This is a genomic window from Saccharopolyspora sp. NPDC000995 (genome assembly GCF_053599315.1).
Genome location: NZ_JBSFLZ010000024.1, coordinates 47,945 through 63,678, shown reverse-complemented (window position 1 = coordinate 63,678; position 15,734 = coordinate 47,945). Strand labels below are relative to the sequence as shown.

Annotated in this window: 16 protein-coding genes; 4 read left to right on the top strand and 12 right to left on the bottom strand. The window is 66.4% G+C overall.

Features of this window, described 5'->3' with window-relative positions; all coding sequences use genetic code 11:
* Positions 1–427: 427 nt before the first annotated feature.
* The 9 genes from ACWDKQ_RS11470 to ACWDKQ_RS11430 form a co-directional block, all read right to left on the bottom strand.
* Entirely contained in the window at positions 428–1,531 is a 1,104-nt protein-coding gene (locus ACWDKQ_RS11470) for a mandelate racemase/muconate lactonizing enzyme family protein (protein WP_450138659.1), read from the bottom strand.
* Positions 1,528–1,713, bottom strand: coding sequence for a hypothetical protein (locus ACWDKQ_RS11465; RefSeq protein ID WP_450138658.1), 186 nt, complete (start codon positions 1,711–1,713; stop codon positions 1,528–1,530). Before ACWDKQ_RS11465 ends, ACWDKQ_RS11470 begins: the two co-directional genes overlap by 4 nt.
* 5 nt (positions 1,714–1,718) lie before the next feature.
* On the bottom strand, positions 1,719–2,039 hold the full coding sequence (locus ACWDKQ_RS11460; RefSeq protein ID WP_450138657.1) for a hypothetical protein: 321 nt from the start codon (positions 2,037–2,039) through the stop codon (positions 1,719–1,721).
* A 279-nt stretch (positions 2,040–2,318) separates the two neighbouring features.
* Positions 2,319–5,204 (bottom strand): replicative DNA helicase, encoded by a 2,886-nt coding sequence (gene dnaB, locus ACWDKQ_RS11455; protein WP_450138662.1) that lies wholly within the window; start codon positions 5,202–5,204, stop codon positions 2,319–2,321.
* A gap of 423 nt (positions 5,205–5,627) precedes the next feature.
* The gene (gene rplI, locus ACWDKQ_RS11450) at positions 5,628–6,080 is read right to left on the bottom strand and encodes a 50S ribosomal protein L9 (RefSeq protein WP_450138656.1); all 453 of its coding nucleotides are present in this window, start codon (positions 6,078–6,080) and stop codon (positions 5,628–5,630) included.
* A gap of 18 nt (positions 6,081–6,098) precedes the next feature.
* Positions 6,099–6,335: a 30S ribosomal protein S18 gene (gene rpsR / locus ACWDKQ_RS11445; protein WP_093151213.1), complete on the bottom strand. Its 237-nt coding sequence runs from the start codon at positions 6,333–6,335 to the stop codon at positions 6,099–6,101.
* A 45-nt stretch (positions 6,336–6,380) separates the two neighbouring features.
* Entirely contained in the window at positions 6,381–6,863 is a 483-nt protein-coding gene (locus ACWDKQ_RS11440; RefSeq protein ID WP_093263833.1) for a single-stranded DNA-binding protein, read from the bottom strand.
* Between the two features lie 41 nt (positions 6,864–6,904).
* On the bottom strand, positions 6,905–7,255 hold the full coding sequence (rpsF, locus tag ACWDKQ_RS11435; RefSeq protein ID WP_450138655.1) for a 30S ribosomal protein S6: 351 nt from the start codon (positions 7,253–7,255) through the stop codon (positions 6,905–6,907).
* A gap of 234 nt (positions 7,256–7,489) precedes the next feature.
* Positions 7,490–8,431, bottom strand: coding sequence for a hypothetical protein (locus ACWDKQ_RS11430; RefSeq protein WP_450138654.1), 942 nt, complete (start codon positions 8,429–8,431; stop codon positions 7,490–7,492).
* Between the two features lie 183 nt (positions 8,432–8,614).
* On the opposite strand from ACWDKQ_RS11430, the gene ACWDKQ_RS11425 reads away from it, so the two are divergent.
* Positions 8,615–9,382: a deoxyribonuclease IV gene (locus ACWDKQ_RS11425; RefSeq protein WP_450138653.1), complete on the top strand. Its 768-nt coding sequence runs from the start codon at positions 8,615–8,617 to the stop codon at positions 9,380–9,382.
* Between the two features lie 118 nt (positions 9,383–9,500).
* Positions 9,501–10,862 carry a glycosyltransferase family 87 protein gene (locus ACWDKQ_RS11420; RefSeq protein WP_450138652.1) on the top strand — a complete coding sequence of 454 codons (1,362 nt, stop codon included), beginning with the start codon at positions 9,501–9,503 and terminating at the stop codon, positions 10,860–10,862.
* Positions 10,863–10,875: 13 nt separating this feature from the next.
* On the opposite strand, the gene ACWDKQ_RS11415 is transcribed toward ACWDKQ_RS11420, so the two are convergent.
* Positions 10,876–11,079 carry a hypothetical protein gene (locus tag ACWDKQ_RS11415; protein WP_450138651.1) on the bottom strand — a complete coding sequence of 68 codons (204 nt, stop codon included), beginning with the start codon at positions 11,077–11,079 and terminating at the stop codon, positions 10,876–10,878.
* 6 nt (positions 11,080–11,085) lie between these two features.
* Here ACWDKQ_RS11415 and ACWDKQ_RS11410 point away from each other — a divergent pair, with 6 nt between their 5' ends.
* Complete coding sequence (locus ACWDKQ_RS11410) at positions 11,086–11,427, top strand: DUF3224 domain-containing protein (protein ID WP_450138661.1); 342 nt, start codon at positions 11,086–11,088, stop codon at positions 11,425–11,427.
* A 67-nt stretch (positions 11,428–11,494) separates the two neighbouring features.
* Here the strand turns inward: ACWDKQ_RS11410 and ACWDKQ_RS11405 are convergent, their stop codons facing one another.
* Positions 11,495–13,339, bottom strand: a complete 1,845-nt coding sequence (locus ACWDKQ_RS11405) for an acyl-CoA dehydrogenase (protein ID WP_450138650.1) — start codon at positions 13,337–13,339, stop codon at positions 11,495–11,497.
* Positions 13,340–13,483: 144 nt separating this feature from the next.
* Complete coding sequence (locus ACWDKQ_RS11400; protein WP_450138649.1) at positions 13,484–14,440, bottom strand: nucleoside hydrolase; 957 nt, start codon at positions 14,438–14,440, stop codon at positions 13,484–13,486.
* A gap of 454 nt (positions 14,441–14,894) precedes the next feature.
* Between ACWDKQ_RS11400 and ACWDKQ_RS11395 the strand changes: the two genes are divergently transcribed.
* Positions 14,895–15,650 (top strand): MerR family transcriptional regulator, encoded by a 756-nt coding sequence (locus ACWDKQ_RS11395; protein ID WP_450138648.1) that lies wholly within the window; start codon positions 14,895–14,897, stop codon positions 15,648–15,650.
* Positions 15,651–15,734 lie beyond the last annotated feature (84 nt).

Sequence of the window (15,734 nt, the reverse complement as noted above, 5' to 3'; positions counted from 1 at the left end):
TACCCGGCGCCGAAGCCATCCTCAAACTCCGCGCCCTGACCACCAACGGCGACTTCGACGACTACTGGACCTACCACCTGTCCCGAGAACAACACCGCAACCACCCCACCCACACCCTCCACACCGCCGCCTAAACCTCACTCCAAAAGAGCCACACCCATATCAATGGCCATCTGCGCATTTTAAGAGCCGCGCCGCAACTGCTGGTCAAGTTGTAGATGATCTTGCCCGGTTCGCCGCTCAGGTGGGGGGCCGGGCCTTCTTTTCCGGGGCGGCTCATGCACGTGGTACAACGCCGAGTGCAGGCGCTCATCGTTGCACCACCGCTCGACCCCGGCGAAGTCACGTCAGGGACCTTGCGTTCGATCAACTCGGCCTTGAACATGCCGTTGAGGCCCCGGTCATAGCTGATACAACCCCAGTTTCTTCAGAAAGATGCCACTGGGGTGCCGAAAAGGCCTTCATCGGGCGTGATGCCCAGGCCAGGACCTTGCGGTCGCTTGATATGGCCGCCTTCGATGCGGATCCCGTTTTCCTGATCGTAATGACCTTCGATGTGGGGGGCCGCCAACCAGACCCCTTCGAACAGCTCAGGTGCCACCGTCGCGCCGATATGGGTGCAGGCGGCGGCGATGATGTCTCCGCCCCAGGAATCGTCGCAGGTATGCGGCAGGTTCCGTGCCGCACAGATGTCGCGGAACGCGCGCATCGGATGCAGCCCGCCGATCCGGGTGACCTTCATGCTGAAGCCATCGACCAGTCCGGTGCCGGCGGCGGTGATCGCCGTATTCAGGCTGGTGCCGTTTTCGTCCATGTAGATGCCGTGGCTGACCTGCGAGCGGATCTTCTGCAGGTCCTCGATGGTGTTGCAGGGCTGTTCCATGACGAAGGGGACGTCCGGGCATTCCCGGCTGAGCCGCAGCGCATCGCGAGTGGTCAGGCTGCGGTTGCCATCCACCGCCAGACGCACCCCCGACCCGCGGGTGACCTCCCAGACCTTGCGGATGGTCTCAATGTCTTCCTCGACAGGCCGTCCGCCGATCTTGACTTGCAGGCGCGGGTATCCCTCGGCACGTTTTTCCGCTGCGACGCGGGCGGTTTCATCCGGCGGGCCGACAATGGTGGAGTAGTAGGACGGCACGCGATCGGTCATCGCGCCACCAAGTAGGTCGGACACGCTTACGCCGAGATGCTTGCCCAGAAGGTCATGGGCGGCGATGTCGATGGCGGCCTTGGCGTAGTTGTGGCCATTGAGCAGACCGTCCATGCGCCGGTGCAACGGTACCGGCAGCACCTCGGCGCCGCTCAGCCCCGGCGCCATTTCGCTCAGTGCCGCCACGGCCCCGGCGGGGTGGGATTCGGCATAGGTGGGGCCGACCGGGCAGGTCTCGCCCCAGCCGACAAGCCCGTTATCGGCCACCAGCTTGACCAGCGTCGTGGACAGAAACCGGACCTCTAAATGGGACATCTTGTAGGGGCCGTTATGGACCGGCAGACCGTGCCGATAGATGTGGATTTCAGCGATCCTCATTGTCCGACCTCCGGAACGGTGAGCACGAGCTTGCCCGTGAACGTCTTGCTGAGAAATTCTTCCAGTGCCCGGCCGATCGCCTTCGGCGGGAAGACCTTGGCGACGCAAGCCCGGATCTCTCCCGCCTCGACGTACGAGACCAGGTTCTCGAAGACCTCGTCCTCCTGAAGGGTGCAATCCACCAGAGTCAGGTCTTTGAGGTAGCGCGTCCGCAGTCGATCTGCGCGATCGGCCCGGCGATCGCCCCGGCCGTCACGTAGCGCCCGCCTCGGCGCAGGATGCCGAGGAAGGCGGGCCATTGCTCGCCCCCACCCACACAAACGAGGTCAACCAGAGCGACGATGTGACGAACTGCGGTGTCGAAATCTGCCAGTACCAGGCGTAGCAGTTCAAGCCTGGATTCGTAGATGACGTGGTCCTGTTCCGTGGCGCACCAGTAGGTGCCTGGGAAGTGCTTCTGGCCTTGGCGCCACCGGAAAGTCCGCCAGGGCACGGCAGTCTGCAGCACGACGGCGTCAACGTCGTCCCGCGACGCGACAACCTCGCCCGCTGCGTTGAACGCCGAAACGCAACAGACGCTTCCCGCGGCTTCAAGCGCGCTAACGGGAGGGTCTCGACCACGTGATCGACAGCCACACCAGATCATCGGCAACCCAGAAGCCGCCCATAAGGATCAGCCACGCACTCCACACAGATGGCCCATCTCACTCTTGCCGCACAAGTGCAGCCGAGGTGCAGTCGGTCGTGAGAAAGTGCAGCCGAAAATGAGACCCTACAAACGCCCGTACTACTCCTGGGCCATGTCGACGAAGCGGCTGTAGTGCAGCTGGTGAGCGACGGTGATCGTGGCCGTCGGACCGGCACGGTGCTTGGCGAGAATCAGGTCGGCCTCGCCCATCCGCGGGTCGTCCCGCTCGAACGCGTCCGGCCGGTGGATAAGGATCACCATGTCGGCGTCCTGCTCCAGCGAACCACTCTCACGCAGGTCCGACAGCTGCGGTCGCTTGTCCGTTCGCTGTTCCGGGCCTCGGTTCAGCTGGGAGATCGCGATCAGCGGGACTTCGAGTTCCTTCGCCAGCAGCTTTAGGTTTCGGGAGAACTCCGAGACCTCCTGCTGGCGGGACTCGACGCGCTTGCCGGACGTCATCAGCTGCATGTAGTCCAGGACGATCAGCTGGATGTCGTGGCGCTGCTTCAGCCGTCGCGCCTTCGCGCGGATCTCCATCATCGTCAGGTTCGGTGAGTCGTCGACGTACAGCGGCGCCTCGCTGATCTCGCTCATCCGCCGCGCCAGCCGCGTCCAGTCGTCGTCGGTCATCCGACCACCGCGCATGTCGCCGAGCCGGATCCGGGCCTCGGCGGAGAGCATGCGCATGACGATCTCGGTGCGCCCCATTTCCAGCGAGAAAATGACGCTCCCAAGCCCATGCTTCACCGACGCTGACCTGGCAATATCCAGTCCCAGTGTGGAGTTGTGGGTGGGAATCATCGAGTGCCCGGCCAGGTAGAGGTGATCTGGCGCGTCGACCTCGACGCACCGTACCGGCACGCTCGAAACAGGGCGTACGTCGATGATGTAGCGCACGCTGGTGCGCCGGGTATTGATGGCGGTCCGCCGCTGCCTGTGGGCCAGGTTCTTGCGGTCGAGCCGGAATACTTCGTCTTCGGCCTTGAAGTTCAGTCGGTAGAAGGTTGGGGTTTGCTCACCGCGGCCACCCACCCGCTTGGTGGTGAGCGAGCAGCTGTAACCGAGGCTGACGATGAGCTCACGGACGTTCAGCGCGAGACGTTCGTTTGTCACGCCGAAGGAAACCGATCCATCGTGTTCAACGGTTCCGTCAGTGTCGAGCAAACCCGCGAGCAAGGCACGTCGCTGTTGCTCGGAGGCACGTAAGTACTCGGTGGGGATGTGTTTGTTTCCCAACACGCCGAGCCCGCGCAACCATGCGGTGAAAGTTCCGTGCCGGTCATGGCAGCCCGGGCAACGCCGACTGATGCCTCGTGGGAGATTGTCACAGTCGATGCAGGTCAGCGGTGGTGGCTCGGTCCCGCGAGATCGTGCTTTCCCCGCGCAGGTGTAGGAGCACACCCGGACGCTGAAGTAGCTCGGAGAGAAACTCGTGCCACAAACGAAGCACTCTCGGGTGCGGGGCGGTTCGGGCATCCTCATCGAGCAACTCATTCGTCCACGTTGGTCTACTTCGAGACCTTCGTTGCCGATGTTGGCCACGATCTGCGGGTCCACCGAGGTGATCCGCGTACCGTTGCCAGGTCCGTCGCCAAGCCAAGCGCCCAGCGTGTACGGCGGCACTAGGAGATCGGCGTGAGGTAGCTCCAGGGGAGCGGGGTTGGGGACGGCGTAGTTCAGGCGTCCGTCTGAGCAATGGAGGCTCTTGTGGATCTCCTCAGTAGTGGCGATCCCGCTGTGCTGGATCGCCGTTGACGCGTTCAAGGGTCGAGTGATCCACTGGTACGGCTCGTCGAAGAACCTCTGTTTGGCGAAAACGGCGATGCGCCGGGTTCCGCTGCGTTTCGGCCAGGAGAAGGGACGGAGGGCTTTCTCGCCGTCCCGCACCTTGGTGACGATGCGGTGCCTCGTGTTGCCAAACGTCTCGCCGCCTAGTGCGAGTGCTTCCTGGGAACTGATGAGCTGGTGTTGCTCCGTCAACGAGTGCTCGTAAGAGGCTTTTACCCGATCGATTGACTCCCGCGACCAGTACAGCGGAGTGTTCGTTTCCGTGATCTGGCGGCGGTGGGCTCGTGTTGTGACCTTCCACTGGTGTTCTGCGTCCGCGACGACCACAGACCCGTCGGAGAACACCACTTCGTAGCAGGGTCGGTTTTGCATGACGTCGGTAGTCGCGACCACCTTCGTCGGGTTGCCGTCTGCGCCGAGCAGGTAGTCGCCGACCCCGACCTGGCCCATCGTCGTCCAGCCGCCCGGAGTGGGCAGCGGCGTATCCAGCTCCAACGCCTTCCCAACACCGGGACGCGCCGCGATGATGATCATCTGGCCGGGGTGGAGGCCGTTGGTCAGGGCGTCGAGGTCGGCGAAGCCCGTCGGGATGCCCTGAGACTCCCCGCCGCGGGAGGCGATGGCGTCGATCTCGTCCATCGTCGGCTGGAGGAGCTCTTCGAGGACGTGGTAGTCCTCGCTGGCCCGGCGTTCCGTCACGTCGTAGATCGCGGACTGGGCCCGGTCGACGACCTCTTCGACCGCCGCACCCTCGGAGCCGTGGTAGCCGAGTTGCACGATCCGGGTGCCCGCCTCCACCAGGCGGCGCAGGATCGCCTTCTCCGAGACGATCTCCGCGTAGTAGCCGGCGTTCGCGGCCGTGGGCACCGTGGCGATCAGCGTGTGCAGGTACGGCGCGCCGCCGACCTTGAGCAGCTCCTGGCGGCGCTCCAACTCGGCCGACACGGTGATCGCGTCCGCCGGTTCGCCGCGGCCGTAGAGGTCGAGGACGCAGTCGTAAATCGCCTGGTGCGCCGGCCGGTAGAAGTCGTTGGGGCTGAGCACCTCGACGACGTCCGCGATGGCGTCCTTGCTCAGCATCATGCCGCCGAGCACGGATTGCTCCGCGGCGAGGTCCTGCGGGGGCTGCCGCTCGAAGGTTCCGCCGCTGGATCCGCCGTCGTCGGCGAAGTACGGATCCTCCCGCTCGTCGGGCACCGCCACCGGACCCGTCACCTCCTCCGGCGCCGAGACGATCACGCGTGGTCGGCGCGACCGTCCGCGCGCGAAGCTAGATCGCCCGCTCGGAGCAAGCAAATCAAGCTGTGGACAAAGCTCGGGACAACCTGTGGACAGATCGAATCGAGCTGGGGATAACTCGCGTCAGCCTTCCGCGCGGCTGGGGACAACTTGGGGACAAGTGGGCATGATCGACAACAAACCCCAGGTCAGCCGCTGTGCGCAGGCTGTGGAAGAAATTCGTGGAAAAGTCCCGGCGTGTCGCGCTCGTCGGCGTGTCGGAATCGGCAGGGCTCGGCCACCGCCATGACCGCCGGTGCACGCACCGGACGCAGCATCGTCCACCCGTCACACGAATGCCGGAGTGGACGATGCCGCGTTGTGGAAACCGGTATTACCGGGTCACTGCTCGCCGGCGACCTGGACGCTGACGTTGGCCGTCACATCCGGGTGCAACTGCACGTCGACGATGTGCTTTCCCAGCGACTTGATGTGGCCGCGCAGCGAGACCGAACGCTTGTCCAGGCTCGGGCCACCGGCCTTGCGCACCGCGGTGACGACGTCGCCGCTGGTGATCGAGCCGAACAGCTTGCCCTGGGAGGACACCTTCGCGGTCAGCGTGACCGAGCCCAGGTCCTTCAGCTGCTGCTTGAGCTCGTGGGCGTGCTCCAGGTTGCGCACCCGGCGGTTCTCCTGCACGCGGCGGATCGTTTCGATCTGCTTCTGCGCGCCCTTGGTGGCCACGATGGCCAGACTGCGGGGCAGCAGGTAGTTGCGCGCGTAACCGTCCTTGACCTCGACGATGTCGCCAGACTCGCCGAGACCGGTCACGTCAGCGGTGAGGATGATCTTCACGACGTGTCTCCTTCCGGGTCAGCGAGCGGTCGAGGTGTAGGGCAGCAGTGCCATTTCGCGGGCGTTCTTCACCGCGATGGCGACGTCGCGCTGGTGCTGGCTGCAGTTGCCGGTCACGCGACGGGCACGGATCTTGCCGCGGTCGGAAATGTACTTCCGCAGCAGCGTCGTGTCCTTGTAGTCGATCTGCGCCGCCTTGTCCTTGCAGAACACGCAGACCTTCTTCTTCGGCTTGCGCACGGGCGCCTTGGCCATCGGTCTTCCTCCTGAGCGAAAACTTCGTAAGCGTTGCTGCGCCGTTTAGAACGGCGGCTCGTCGCTGAACCCACCACCGGAACCGGCGGGCGGCGCGGAACCCCACGGGTCGTCGGCTGGGGGACCGGACGGGCCCCCGCCACCGCTGAAGCCACTGCCGCCGCGGCTGACCTTGTTCACCTTGGCGGTCGCGTAGCGCAGAGACGGCCCGATCTCGTCGACCTCGAGCTCGACGACAGTGCGCTTCTCGCCTTCCTTCGTCTCGAAGGAACGCTGCCGCAGCCTGCCCTGCACGACGACCCGCATTCCGCGGGTCAGCGACTCGGCCACGTTCTCCGCGGCCTGACGCCAGATGTTGCAGCGCAGGAACAGGGCCTCGCCGTCCTTCCACTCGCCGGACTGGCGATCGAAGGTCCGGGGGGTGGAGGCCACCGTGAAGTTCGCGACCGCGGCACCGGACGGGGTGAAGCGCAGCTCCGGGTCGGCGGTCAGGTTGCCGACCACCGTGATTACCGTTTCACCAGCCATGACCTGGGACTCCAGTCTGGTCGTTAGCGGAATCGGGCCGGTCAGGCGGACGCCTGAGCGGCGCGGGCCTTGGCGGCGCGCGCGGCCTTGCGGGGCTCGACGACCTTGCGGATGACCTTCGTCCGCAGGATCGACTCGTTGAGGTTCAGCTGCCGGTCCAGTTCCTTGATGGTGGCCGGCTCGCTGTTGAGGTCCAGGACGACGTAGATGCCCTCGGCGTTCTTCTCGATCTCGAACGAGAGACGCCGGCGGCCCCAGACGTCGACCTTCTCGACGGTGCCACCGTCGTTGCGGACAACGTTGAGGAAGTTCTCCAAGGACGGAGCGACAGTGCGCTCGTCCAGGCTCGGGTCTAGGATGACCATGAGCTCGTAGTGACGCATGAAGACCATTCACCTCCTGTGGACTCACGGCCACGGGCTCTCCGTGGCAGGAGGGTCGTTCGCGTCGACGAACTGGACAAGGCTAGCAAGCGGCACCGACGGCACCGGCATCACCCCTGCTCCGCCACCCGCCACCCGCGGTTCCGCAATATCCATAGAAATCGAAATCCGATTTCGATGAGCGTTTTCCAACCCCTTCTTGCGGTGCGGGCGGGTGGGGTGGTGGTCGCGGCAGCCTGGGGGTCAGTCGCGGCGGAGGACCCAGCTTCGGACGAGGGCCGCCGTGACCACCGCCAGCGAGATCGCCGCGAGCAGCACCGGGGCCGCGACCCGCTCAGTCACCTCGGTCGGCAGCGCCTCCGCCTTGCCCGCGGCGCGGATCTCCTCCTGCTGCTCGCGGGCCTTCTGCTGATCCTGGGCCTGCTTCGCGAGGTCGCCGGTGTCCGGAATAAGGCCTGGGACCTGGCCGTAGCGGCTCTCGGCCCACGGCAGCGATCCTCCCTGGAGGTCCCGCGGGCTGGGCGGCAGGACGCTGATCGCGCGCGGCGCCCCGCTGTTGGGGATCAGGGTCGGTTCCGGCGCCGTGACCGCCGGTGGCGGCGTGGTCGGGCTCGGCGGCTGCGTCGCGCTGGGTTCGGGCGTCGGTGTCGGCTTCGTCTTCTCGGGGGCCTGCTGATCGGACGACGGTGACGGCTGTTCCTCCAGGAGCTCGGCTTTGACCGTGAGTGCGTTGCCGAGGCTGACCAGGTTGGTGAAATGCCAGGTCACCGCATCGACCTTGTCGGCGGGCAGGCCGATCTCGGCGAGCCGTGGCGCGGCAGCCTTGGCGATGTCCTTGCCGGAGTAGAAGGTACGGCCTGCGGGCGCGGCTCCGAGCGAGATCGGCGCGAGCTCCTTGAACCGATCCGCAGCGTCGGCGGCCGGACCGAAGGCCAGTGGTATGGCGAGCAGCACGGCTTCGCGGACCTTGAAGTCCAGCGTCGATGGCGCGATGGTGATCTGCTGCCCAGGTTGCGCCTTGACCGTCGCCAGGGGCTGGTCGACGAGCAACGGATCGGCGGCGTTCGCGATTCCCGCGCCGAGGAAGGTGCTGGCGGTGATGACGAGGCCCACGAGTCCGGCGGACACGGTCCGGCCGAGCAGTTTCGACCGGTACAGCGGATTGGGTTTCCCCCGTGCGCCCATGGCTCGCCTCCCAAAGCAACGCGAATCCCGATCACTCTTTCAAGATTAATAACGCCCGCACACCGCCGTTGGTGACGGCCGGCCCGAGAAAAGAACTAGTTCTCCCGCTGCGGGGTCGGATGGTGGGCGATCCGCTGGTCAAGCCGACGGGAGGTGAACTCGCCCGCCACCTAGACTTCGGGTATGCGTATCGGCGCCCACGTTCGCGATGATGACCCGTTGGCCGCCGCCGCCGAACGCGGCGCGGAGGTCGTGCAGTTCTTCCTGTCGGACCCGCAGGGTTGGAAGGCCCCGAAGCCGCACCCGGAAGCCGAGCAGTTACGGGACAGCGACGTGGCGGTGTTCATCCACGCGCCGTACGTCATCAACGTGGCTTCGCTGAACAACCGGATCCGGATTCCGTCCCGCAAGGCGGTGGGGCAGCAGGCGAAGGCGGCGGCCACGGTGGGCGCGCAGGGCCTGATCGTGCACGGCGGGCACGTGACGAAGGACGACGAGCCAGCCGAGGGCGTGTCGAACTGGCGAAAGTTGTTCGAGCGGCAGGCCGCGGAGGGCGGCTTCGATGTGCCGATCCTGATCGAGAACACCGCTGGCGGCGCGAATGCGATGGCTCGGCGGTTCGACGCGTTGGCAAGGCTGTGGGATGCGGTCGGCGAGTTCGGGGCGGGGTTCTGCCTGGACACCTGCCACGCGCACGCCGCTGGCGAGGAGCTGCTGGACGTCGTGGACCGGGTGAAGGCGATCACCGGACGGATCGATCTGGTGCACCTCAACGATTCGCGGGACGAGTTCGGTTCGTCGCGGGACCGGCACGCGAACATCGGCGCCGGCAACATCGACCCCGAGCTGCTGGTCGCGGTGTGCACGAATGCGGGGGCGCCGGTGGTGGTGGAGACCCCGGACGAGGGCCAGGCCGACGACATCGCGTTCCTCCGCGGCAAGGTCGCCTGAACACATTGACTTTTCCGAGGTGAGGGGCGCCCTTGGGTGACTATGGCACCCAAGGGCGCCCCTCACCCTGGTTCGAACGGGTGGAGTGATCGGCATCAGCGCTAGGACGACCCGCGGGTTGACGATCTCCGGTTTGGTGGCGCTGTGCATGTTTACCGCGTTGGCGTTGGCGTTGGGCTATGCGAACAAGGCGCGCTGCACCGGCCCGCTCTACGACGAGTGGGGGCGTTCGGAGCCCGCCTACCAGGAGCGGGCCTACGGCGATGTGTGTTACTCGGACATCCAGAATCTCTGGATCGGCCGGGACATCGATCGGCACGTCTTTCCCTACGTTAACGGTGGGATCGATGCCGACGGGACGTTGTACGGCGGGGTGGTCGAGTACCCGGTGCTGACCGGGGTGCTGATCTGGTTGGGCGCGATGTTCGCCCACACGGACGCGGGTTTCCTTGCCGCGTCGTCGTTGTTGATGGCGCCGTTCGGGTTGGCCGTCGCGTGGTGGCTGGGCAGGTTGAGCGGCTGGCGTGCGTTGTTGTGGGCGCTGAGCCCACCGCTGGTGCTTTATGCCTTCCACAACTGGGATTTGCCTGTCGTGGCGTGCGCGGTCGGCGCGGTGTTCGTCGTGCATCGGTGGACGTCGGCATCGTTGCGCCGTCGCGCGACGGCGGCCGCGGTGTTGTTGGGCATGGGTTTCGCGCTGAAGTTGTATCCGGCGCTTTTCGTGTTGCCGCTGGCGTTGTACGTGCTGACCGAGGGCCGGGGCGAGGCGCGGCGGTTCGATGTGCGCGGTGCGTTGCAGGTCGTGGGGGCGGCGGTCGCAACGGCGGTGCTGGCGAACCTGCCGTTCATGTTGGCCGGATTCGGCGGTTGGTTGGCGTCGTTCGACTTCCAGTCGCGCCGGAAGGTCGACATCAGCACGAACTCGGTCTGGTACTGGGGTTTTCGGCACTGGACCGGCTCCGATGGCTTCCAGTCGTCGATGGGCGTGGTGTCGCCGCTGCTGATCTTGTTGTCGTTCGCGGTCGCCTGCGCGGTGGGTTGGTTGCGGTACGAGCGCGCCGGGACCTATCCGTGGATCCAGGTGTCGGCGGCGATGCTGTGCGGTTTCCTGCTGCTGCACAAGGTGCATTCGCCGCAGTACACGTTGTGGCTGCTGCCGTTCTTCGTGCTGGTGTCGGTGCGCTGGGGCTGGATCGTGGCGTACCTGGTGGCGGACGTGGCGATGGGCATCAGCATCTTCCGCTGGTTCTACCTGAACATGTCGGGTGTGCCTAGCGGCATCCACGACGGTTTCACCGCGCAGGCGTTGGTGATCGGGGTTTGGGGTCGGGCGGCGCTGCTGGTCGGCCTGTTCGTGGCGTTCCTCGCCGCCCGTTCCACTGTGGACGAACGCTGCTCCGGTAGACCAAGCGGCGCAGCACGTGCTCTGCCGGGCCTCGCCGACCACGACGTTGCAGGCAGTACGCCCCGGCAACGGTGATCAGCTAGGCGCTCTACGACTGCCCGGACGTGGCCCGCGCACTACTGACCGGTGCTGATCGACGCACGCTCAGGAGGCGTAGCGGGCCGCCAGCGCGGTGACCGTCGGCGACCGCGGCACGGAGTTCTGGCGGGCTGAGGACTTCCGCTTCGTTGCCGAGGCGAAGCAGGTCGGTGACTGCGACGGCTTGCCGTTCGACGAGCAGCTCGACCTCCACCCAGCCGTGCTCGTCGGGCGGTCCGGCGTCGGTGGGCGCACGCCTCGATCAGCTACAAGTTCGCCTTCGGCATCGACGCCGCTGAGGTCGCCTGAGTACGTCCTCGCCTACGCCACCGAGCTGGGTGGGTCGTTCACCGGGATGCAGCTGATCAACGGGTTTCTCGACGGGCACCAGGGCGCTTTCGCGATCGATGAGCGCGGCTACTTCGGCGACGACGGAGCGATCCACGCCACGTTCGAGGTGGCGCCGGGTTCGGCCACCGGCGAGCTATCCGGGCTGTGCGGCAAGGGCCGCTACACGGCTAAGAGCGTGGGAGCGCGCCGTGCCCTACTCCTTCGAGTATGACCTGGACTGATGCGTGGGTGGCGGCGATTCCGGGCGAAATGGCCGCCACCCACGGACGTCAGAGACGTCAGAAGGCGGACTCGTCGAGGTCCATTAGGGAGTTGTCCGCCGCCGCGATGATCTTGCGGCGACCGGTTAGCTCCGGCAGCACGTTCTTGGCGAAGAACCGGGCCGCCGCCACCTTGCCCTGGTAGAACGGCTGGTCCTTGGCCGACGCGCCCGCGTCCAGCGCGGCGAGGGCAACCTCGGCCTGCCGCAGCAGCAGCCAGCCGACCAGCAGGTCACCCATGCTCAGCAGGAACGACACGGCGTGCTGGCCGACCTTGTAGATGTTCCTGACGTCCTCCTGCGAAGAGGTCAGGAACTCGATCAGCGTGCCGAGCATGCCCTGGGCGTCCTGCAACGCGCGGGCCACCAGTGCGCGCTCCTCCTTGAGCCGCTCGTCGGCGCCATCGGCCTCCAGCGTCGCCTGGATCTCCGCGGCGACGTGGCCGATGGCCGAGCCGTTGTTGCGGACGATCTTGCGGAAGAAGAAGTCCTGGGCCTGGATCGCGGTGGTGCCCTCGTACAGGCTGTCGATCTTGGAATCCCGGATGTACTGCTCGATCGGGTAGTCCTGCAGGAAGCCGGAGCCGCCCAGGGTCTGCAGCGACAGGGTCAGCATCTCGTAGCCGCGCTCCGAGCCGACGCCCTTGACGATGGGCAGCAGCAGGTCGTTGACTTGCTCGGCGGTGCGGAAGTCGGTGCCGTCGTGCTGGGCCTGCGCCACCTGGTCTTGGAAGGACGCGGTGTAGAGGTACACCGCGCGCAGGCCTTCGGCGTAGGTCTTCTGCAGCATCAGGATGCGGCGCACGTCCGGGTGGTTGGTGATGGACACGCGCGGCGCGGCCTTGTCGGCTGCCTCGGTCAGGTCGGCGCCCTGCACGCGCTCCTTGGCGTAGTCGAGCGCGTTGAGGTAGCCGGTGGAGAGGGTGCCGATGGCCTTGGTGCCGACCATCATCCGGGCGTACTCGATGACCTGGAACATCTGCGCGATGCCGTCGTGTACCTCGCCGAGCAGCCAGCCCTTGGCCGGGGTGCCGTGCTGGCCGAAGGTCAGCTCGCAGGTGGCCGAGGCGTTCAGGCCCATCTTGTGCTCGACGTTGGTGACGAACGCGCCGTTGCGCTCGCCGGGCTCACCGGTCTCCGGGTCAAAGTGGAACTTCGGCACCAGGAACAGGCTCAGGCCCTTCGTGCCGGGCTTGGACTCGATGCCGGGCCCCTCGGGGCGGGCCAGCACCAGGTGCATGATGTTCTCGGTCATGTCCTGGTCGGCGGAGGTGATGAACCGCTTCACGCCGTCCAGGTGCCAGGAGCCGTCCTCCTGTTTGATGGCCTTGGTGCGTCCGGCGCCGACGTCGGAGCCCGCGTCCGGCTCGGTGAGCACCATGGTGGAGCCCCAGCGGCGCTCGATCATCAACTGGGCCCAGCGGCGCTGCTCCTCGGTGCCGTTGCGCCAGAGGATCGTCGCGGAGCTAGGGCCCGACATGTACATGTAGATCGCCGGGTTCGCGCCGAGCATGAGTTCGGCGGCCGACCAGATGACGCTGGGTGGGGTGCCGTAGCCGCCGAGCTCGTCCGGCAGGCTGAGCCGCCACCACTCGCCGTCGACCACCTGCTGGTACGACTTCTTGACCGCCTCGGGCAGGGTTACCGAGTGGGTGGCCGGGTCGAACTTGGCGGGGGTGCGGTCGCCTTCGACGAAGGAGTCGGCCAGCGGGCCGGTCGCCAGTTCGTTGAGCTCGGTGAGCACGCCCCGCACGGTGTCCTCGTCGGACTGCTCGAAGGCACCCTTGCCCAGCCGCTTCTGAACCTTGAAGACCTCGAAGAGGTTGAATTCGAGGTCGCGGACGTTGCTCTTGTAGTGGCCCATCGAAAGGCTCCCTCTTGCGCGCTTCTGCGGGGCGGGCCCGACTAGGCCCTTACTCGTCGGTAACAAGAGAATATTACCTAACAGTAACTTCTGCCAAGACCGCCGTCCCCGCGCCACCGCCTACCCCGCCCGCGACCTGGGCGTTCACCGGAAAAATCCCGGCCCCGCTAGGCCCCCCAGTAGGCCGGCGAGGAATTCGGCGACGAGCCCGTCCCGGTCGATCTCGGTAGCCATGTCGATCAGTGGGACATTGTGCTCCGCGAACTCGCGACGGTCCACTACGAGCATGCCCCGGGTCTGCGCACCGCAGAGCTCCACCCGCACCGGCACCTTTTCCCGGCTCGCCAGGTCGGGACGCACCGCCAGCACCGCGGCGCTCGGGTCGTGCAGCGGGCAGCCGGGACGGGCGTGCCTGCCCCGGTAGAACCCCAGATAGTGCTGGAGGATCGAGTGCGCGAACTCGGCCTTGGGGCCGGGCGTTGCTGCGATTCGGTGCACGTCGGAGGCGTTAAGCCAGGTGCGCATCGTGACGTCCAGGCCGACCAGGGTCAGCGGCCAGCCCGCGCCGAGCACCAGCGCGGCGGCCTCCGGGTCGTGCCAGATGTTCGTCTCGGCGAACGGGCTGACGTTGCCGGGCTCCCGCATCGTGCCACCCATGACGACGACGTTTCGCACGAGCTCCGGCAGACGGGGTTCGAGCAGCAGCGCCAGCGCCAGGTTCGTCAGCGGCCCGGTGGCCACGACGGTGCATTCGCCGGCCTGCTCCCGGGCGATCCGCACGAGTTGCTCGGCGGCCGACACCGGCTGCGGGTGCAGCCCGGGCACCGGTCGCGCCTGCCCGCCGAGGCCGTCCTCGCCGTGCACGAGCGCGGAGATGTCCAACGGCTGGGCCAGCGGGCGTTGCGCACCGACCGCCACCGGGATGTCGCGCCGACCAGCGACATCGAGCACCTGCAGGGCGTTGGCACCGGCAGCGTCCGAGGGCGCGTTGCCGTGCACCGTGCCGACCGCGACGATCTCGGCGTCCTCCCGGCCGAGAAGGAACAGCGTCGCGAGCGCGTCATCGATCCCGTAGTCGCCGTCGAAAATGATCTTTGTCATTGCCGCCTCGTTCCGAAATGCCGTACGGCAACCGTTATCCGCACCTTCAGATCGTTCTGCCAGCTATTTCAGCGAAAAGCCAGCCAAATCCTTGGCCCTGGGCCGCCACTCGCCTAGGTTCTATGGAAATCGATTCCAGTCACTACGGGTGTGATCATGGTTTTGCCCGTCGTGGGATCGACCCGTTCGGCAACGTACCGAGGGCATCGGCATCGTGGCATTCGTGGTCGACGTCGGCGACTAAAAGGCGGCGCTGTGGACCTCGGTGGTCCAGACGACGCTGGCCCTGGTCGCGTCTTTCATGATCAAGTCCCCGCAGTCCGCCGAAGGCGAAAACATCTAACCCGCGGGTTCCCGCGGAATCGCCCACCGCTGTTGCCATGCTCATCGAGGAATTCCGGTTGACCCTAACGTCGCGTGAGGCCGCAAGCTCGGTTCCGAGGAGGTGACGGCCATGGGCTACTCGGTCGGTGAAGCCGCCCGGCTCGCCGGGGTGACGGTGCGGACGCTGCACCACTACGACGAGGTGGGACTGCTGAGCCCGAGAGGTCGGACGGCGGCGGGCTACCGCAGCTACTCCGGCGCGGACCTGGACCGGTTGCGCCGGATCCTGTTCTACCGGGAGCTGGACCTCGGCCTCGACGACATCGCGAGCATCCTCGCCGACGGTGACGCCAACGCGCACCTGAAGCGGCAGCACGAACTGCTGCTGACCCGCATCGAGCGGTTGCAGCGGATGGTCGCGGCGGTGGAACGCGAACTGGAGGCGAACACGATGGGCATCGACCTGACGCAGGAGGAGAAGTTCGAGCTGTTCGGGGACTTCGACCCGGACGACTACGCCGCCGAGGCCGAGCAGCGTTGGGGCAGCACCGACGCGTACCGGCAGTCCCAGCAGAAGATGTCCTCGTTCACCAAAGAGGACTGGAAGCGGTTCGTGGCCTCGCAGGAGGACATCGCCCGCCGCCTGGCCGAGGCGATGCGGGCCGGGTGCGCCCCGGACAGCGAGCAGGCGATGGACCTCGCCGAGGAGCACCGCCAGCACATCACGCGCTGGTGCTACGACTGCACCTACGAGATCCACCGCGGTCTCGGCGAGATGTACGTGGCGGACGAACGCTTCGCGGCGAACTACGAGAAGCTGCTGCCCGGCCTGGCCGAGTACATCCGGACGGCGATCAACGCCAACGCCACCAGGGCTGGGGCGTAACGAGACGTGGGTGCGAAAACCGGGGCTCACCGGGTTTCGCACCCACGACACTTCGCTCGCGGCAGCGGCCCGGCGGGGTAACGT

Bases quoted from the DNA above. Each gene is read 5' to 3' on its own strand.
- ACWDKQ_RS11440 (WP_093263833.1), bottom strand. From the start codon at position 6,863: ATGGCTGGTGAAACGGTAATCACGGTGGTCGGCAACCTGACCGCCGAC.
- rpsF (WP_450138655.1), bottom strand. From the start codon at position 7,255: ATGGTCTTCATGCGTCACTACGAGCTCATGGTCATCCTAGACCCGAGC.
- ACWDKQ_RS11400 (WP_450138649.1), bottom strand. From the start codon at position 14,440: ATGACAAAGATCATTTTCGACGGCGACTACGGGATCGATGACGCGCTC.
- ACWDKQ_RS11425 (WP_450138653.1), top strand. From the start codon at position 8,615: ATGCGTATCGGCGCCCACGTTCGCGATGATGACCCGTTGGCCGCCGCC.
- ACWDKQ_RS11395 (WP_450138648.1), top strand. From the start codon at position 14,895: ATGGGCTACTCGGTCGGTGAAGCCGCCCGGCTCGCCGGGGTGACGGTG.
- rpsR (WP_093151213.1), bottom strand. From the start codon at position 6,335: ATGGCCAAGGCGCCCGTGCGCAAGCCGAAGAAGAAGGTCTGCGTGTTC.
- ACWDKQ_RS11430 (WP_450138654.1), bottom strand. From the start codon at position 8,431: ATGGGCGCACGGGGGAAACCCAATCCGCTGTACCGGTCGAAACTGCTC.
- ACWDKQ_RS11405 (WP_450138650.1), bottom strand. From the start codon at position 13,339: ATGGGCCACTACAAGAGCAACGTCCGCGACCTCGAATTCAACCTCTTC.
- ACWDKQ_RS11470 (WP_450138659.1), bottom strand. From the start codon at position 1,531: ATGAGGATCGCTGAAATCCACATCTATCGGCACGGTCTGCCGGTCCAT.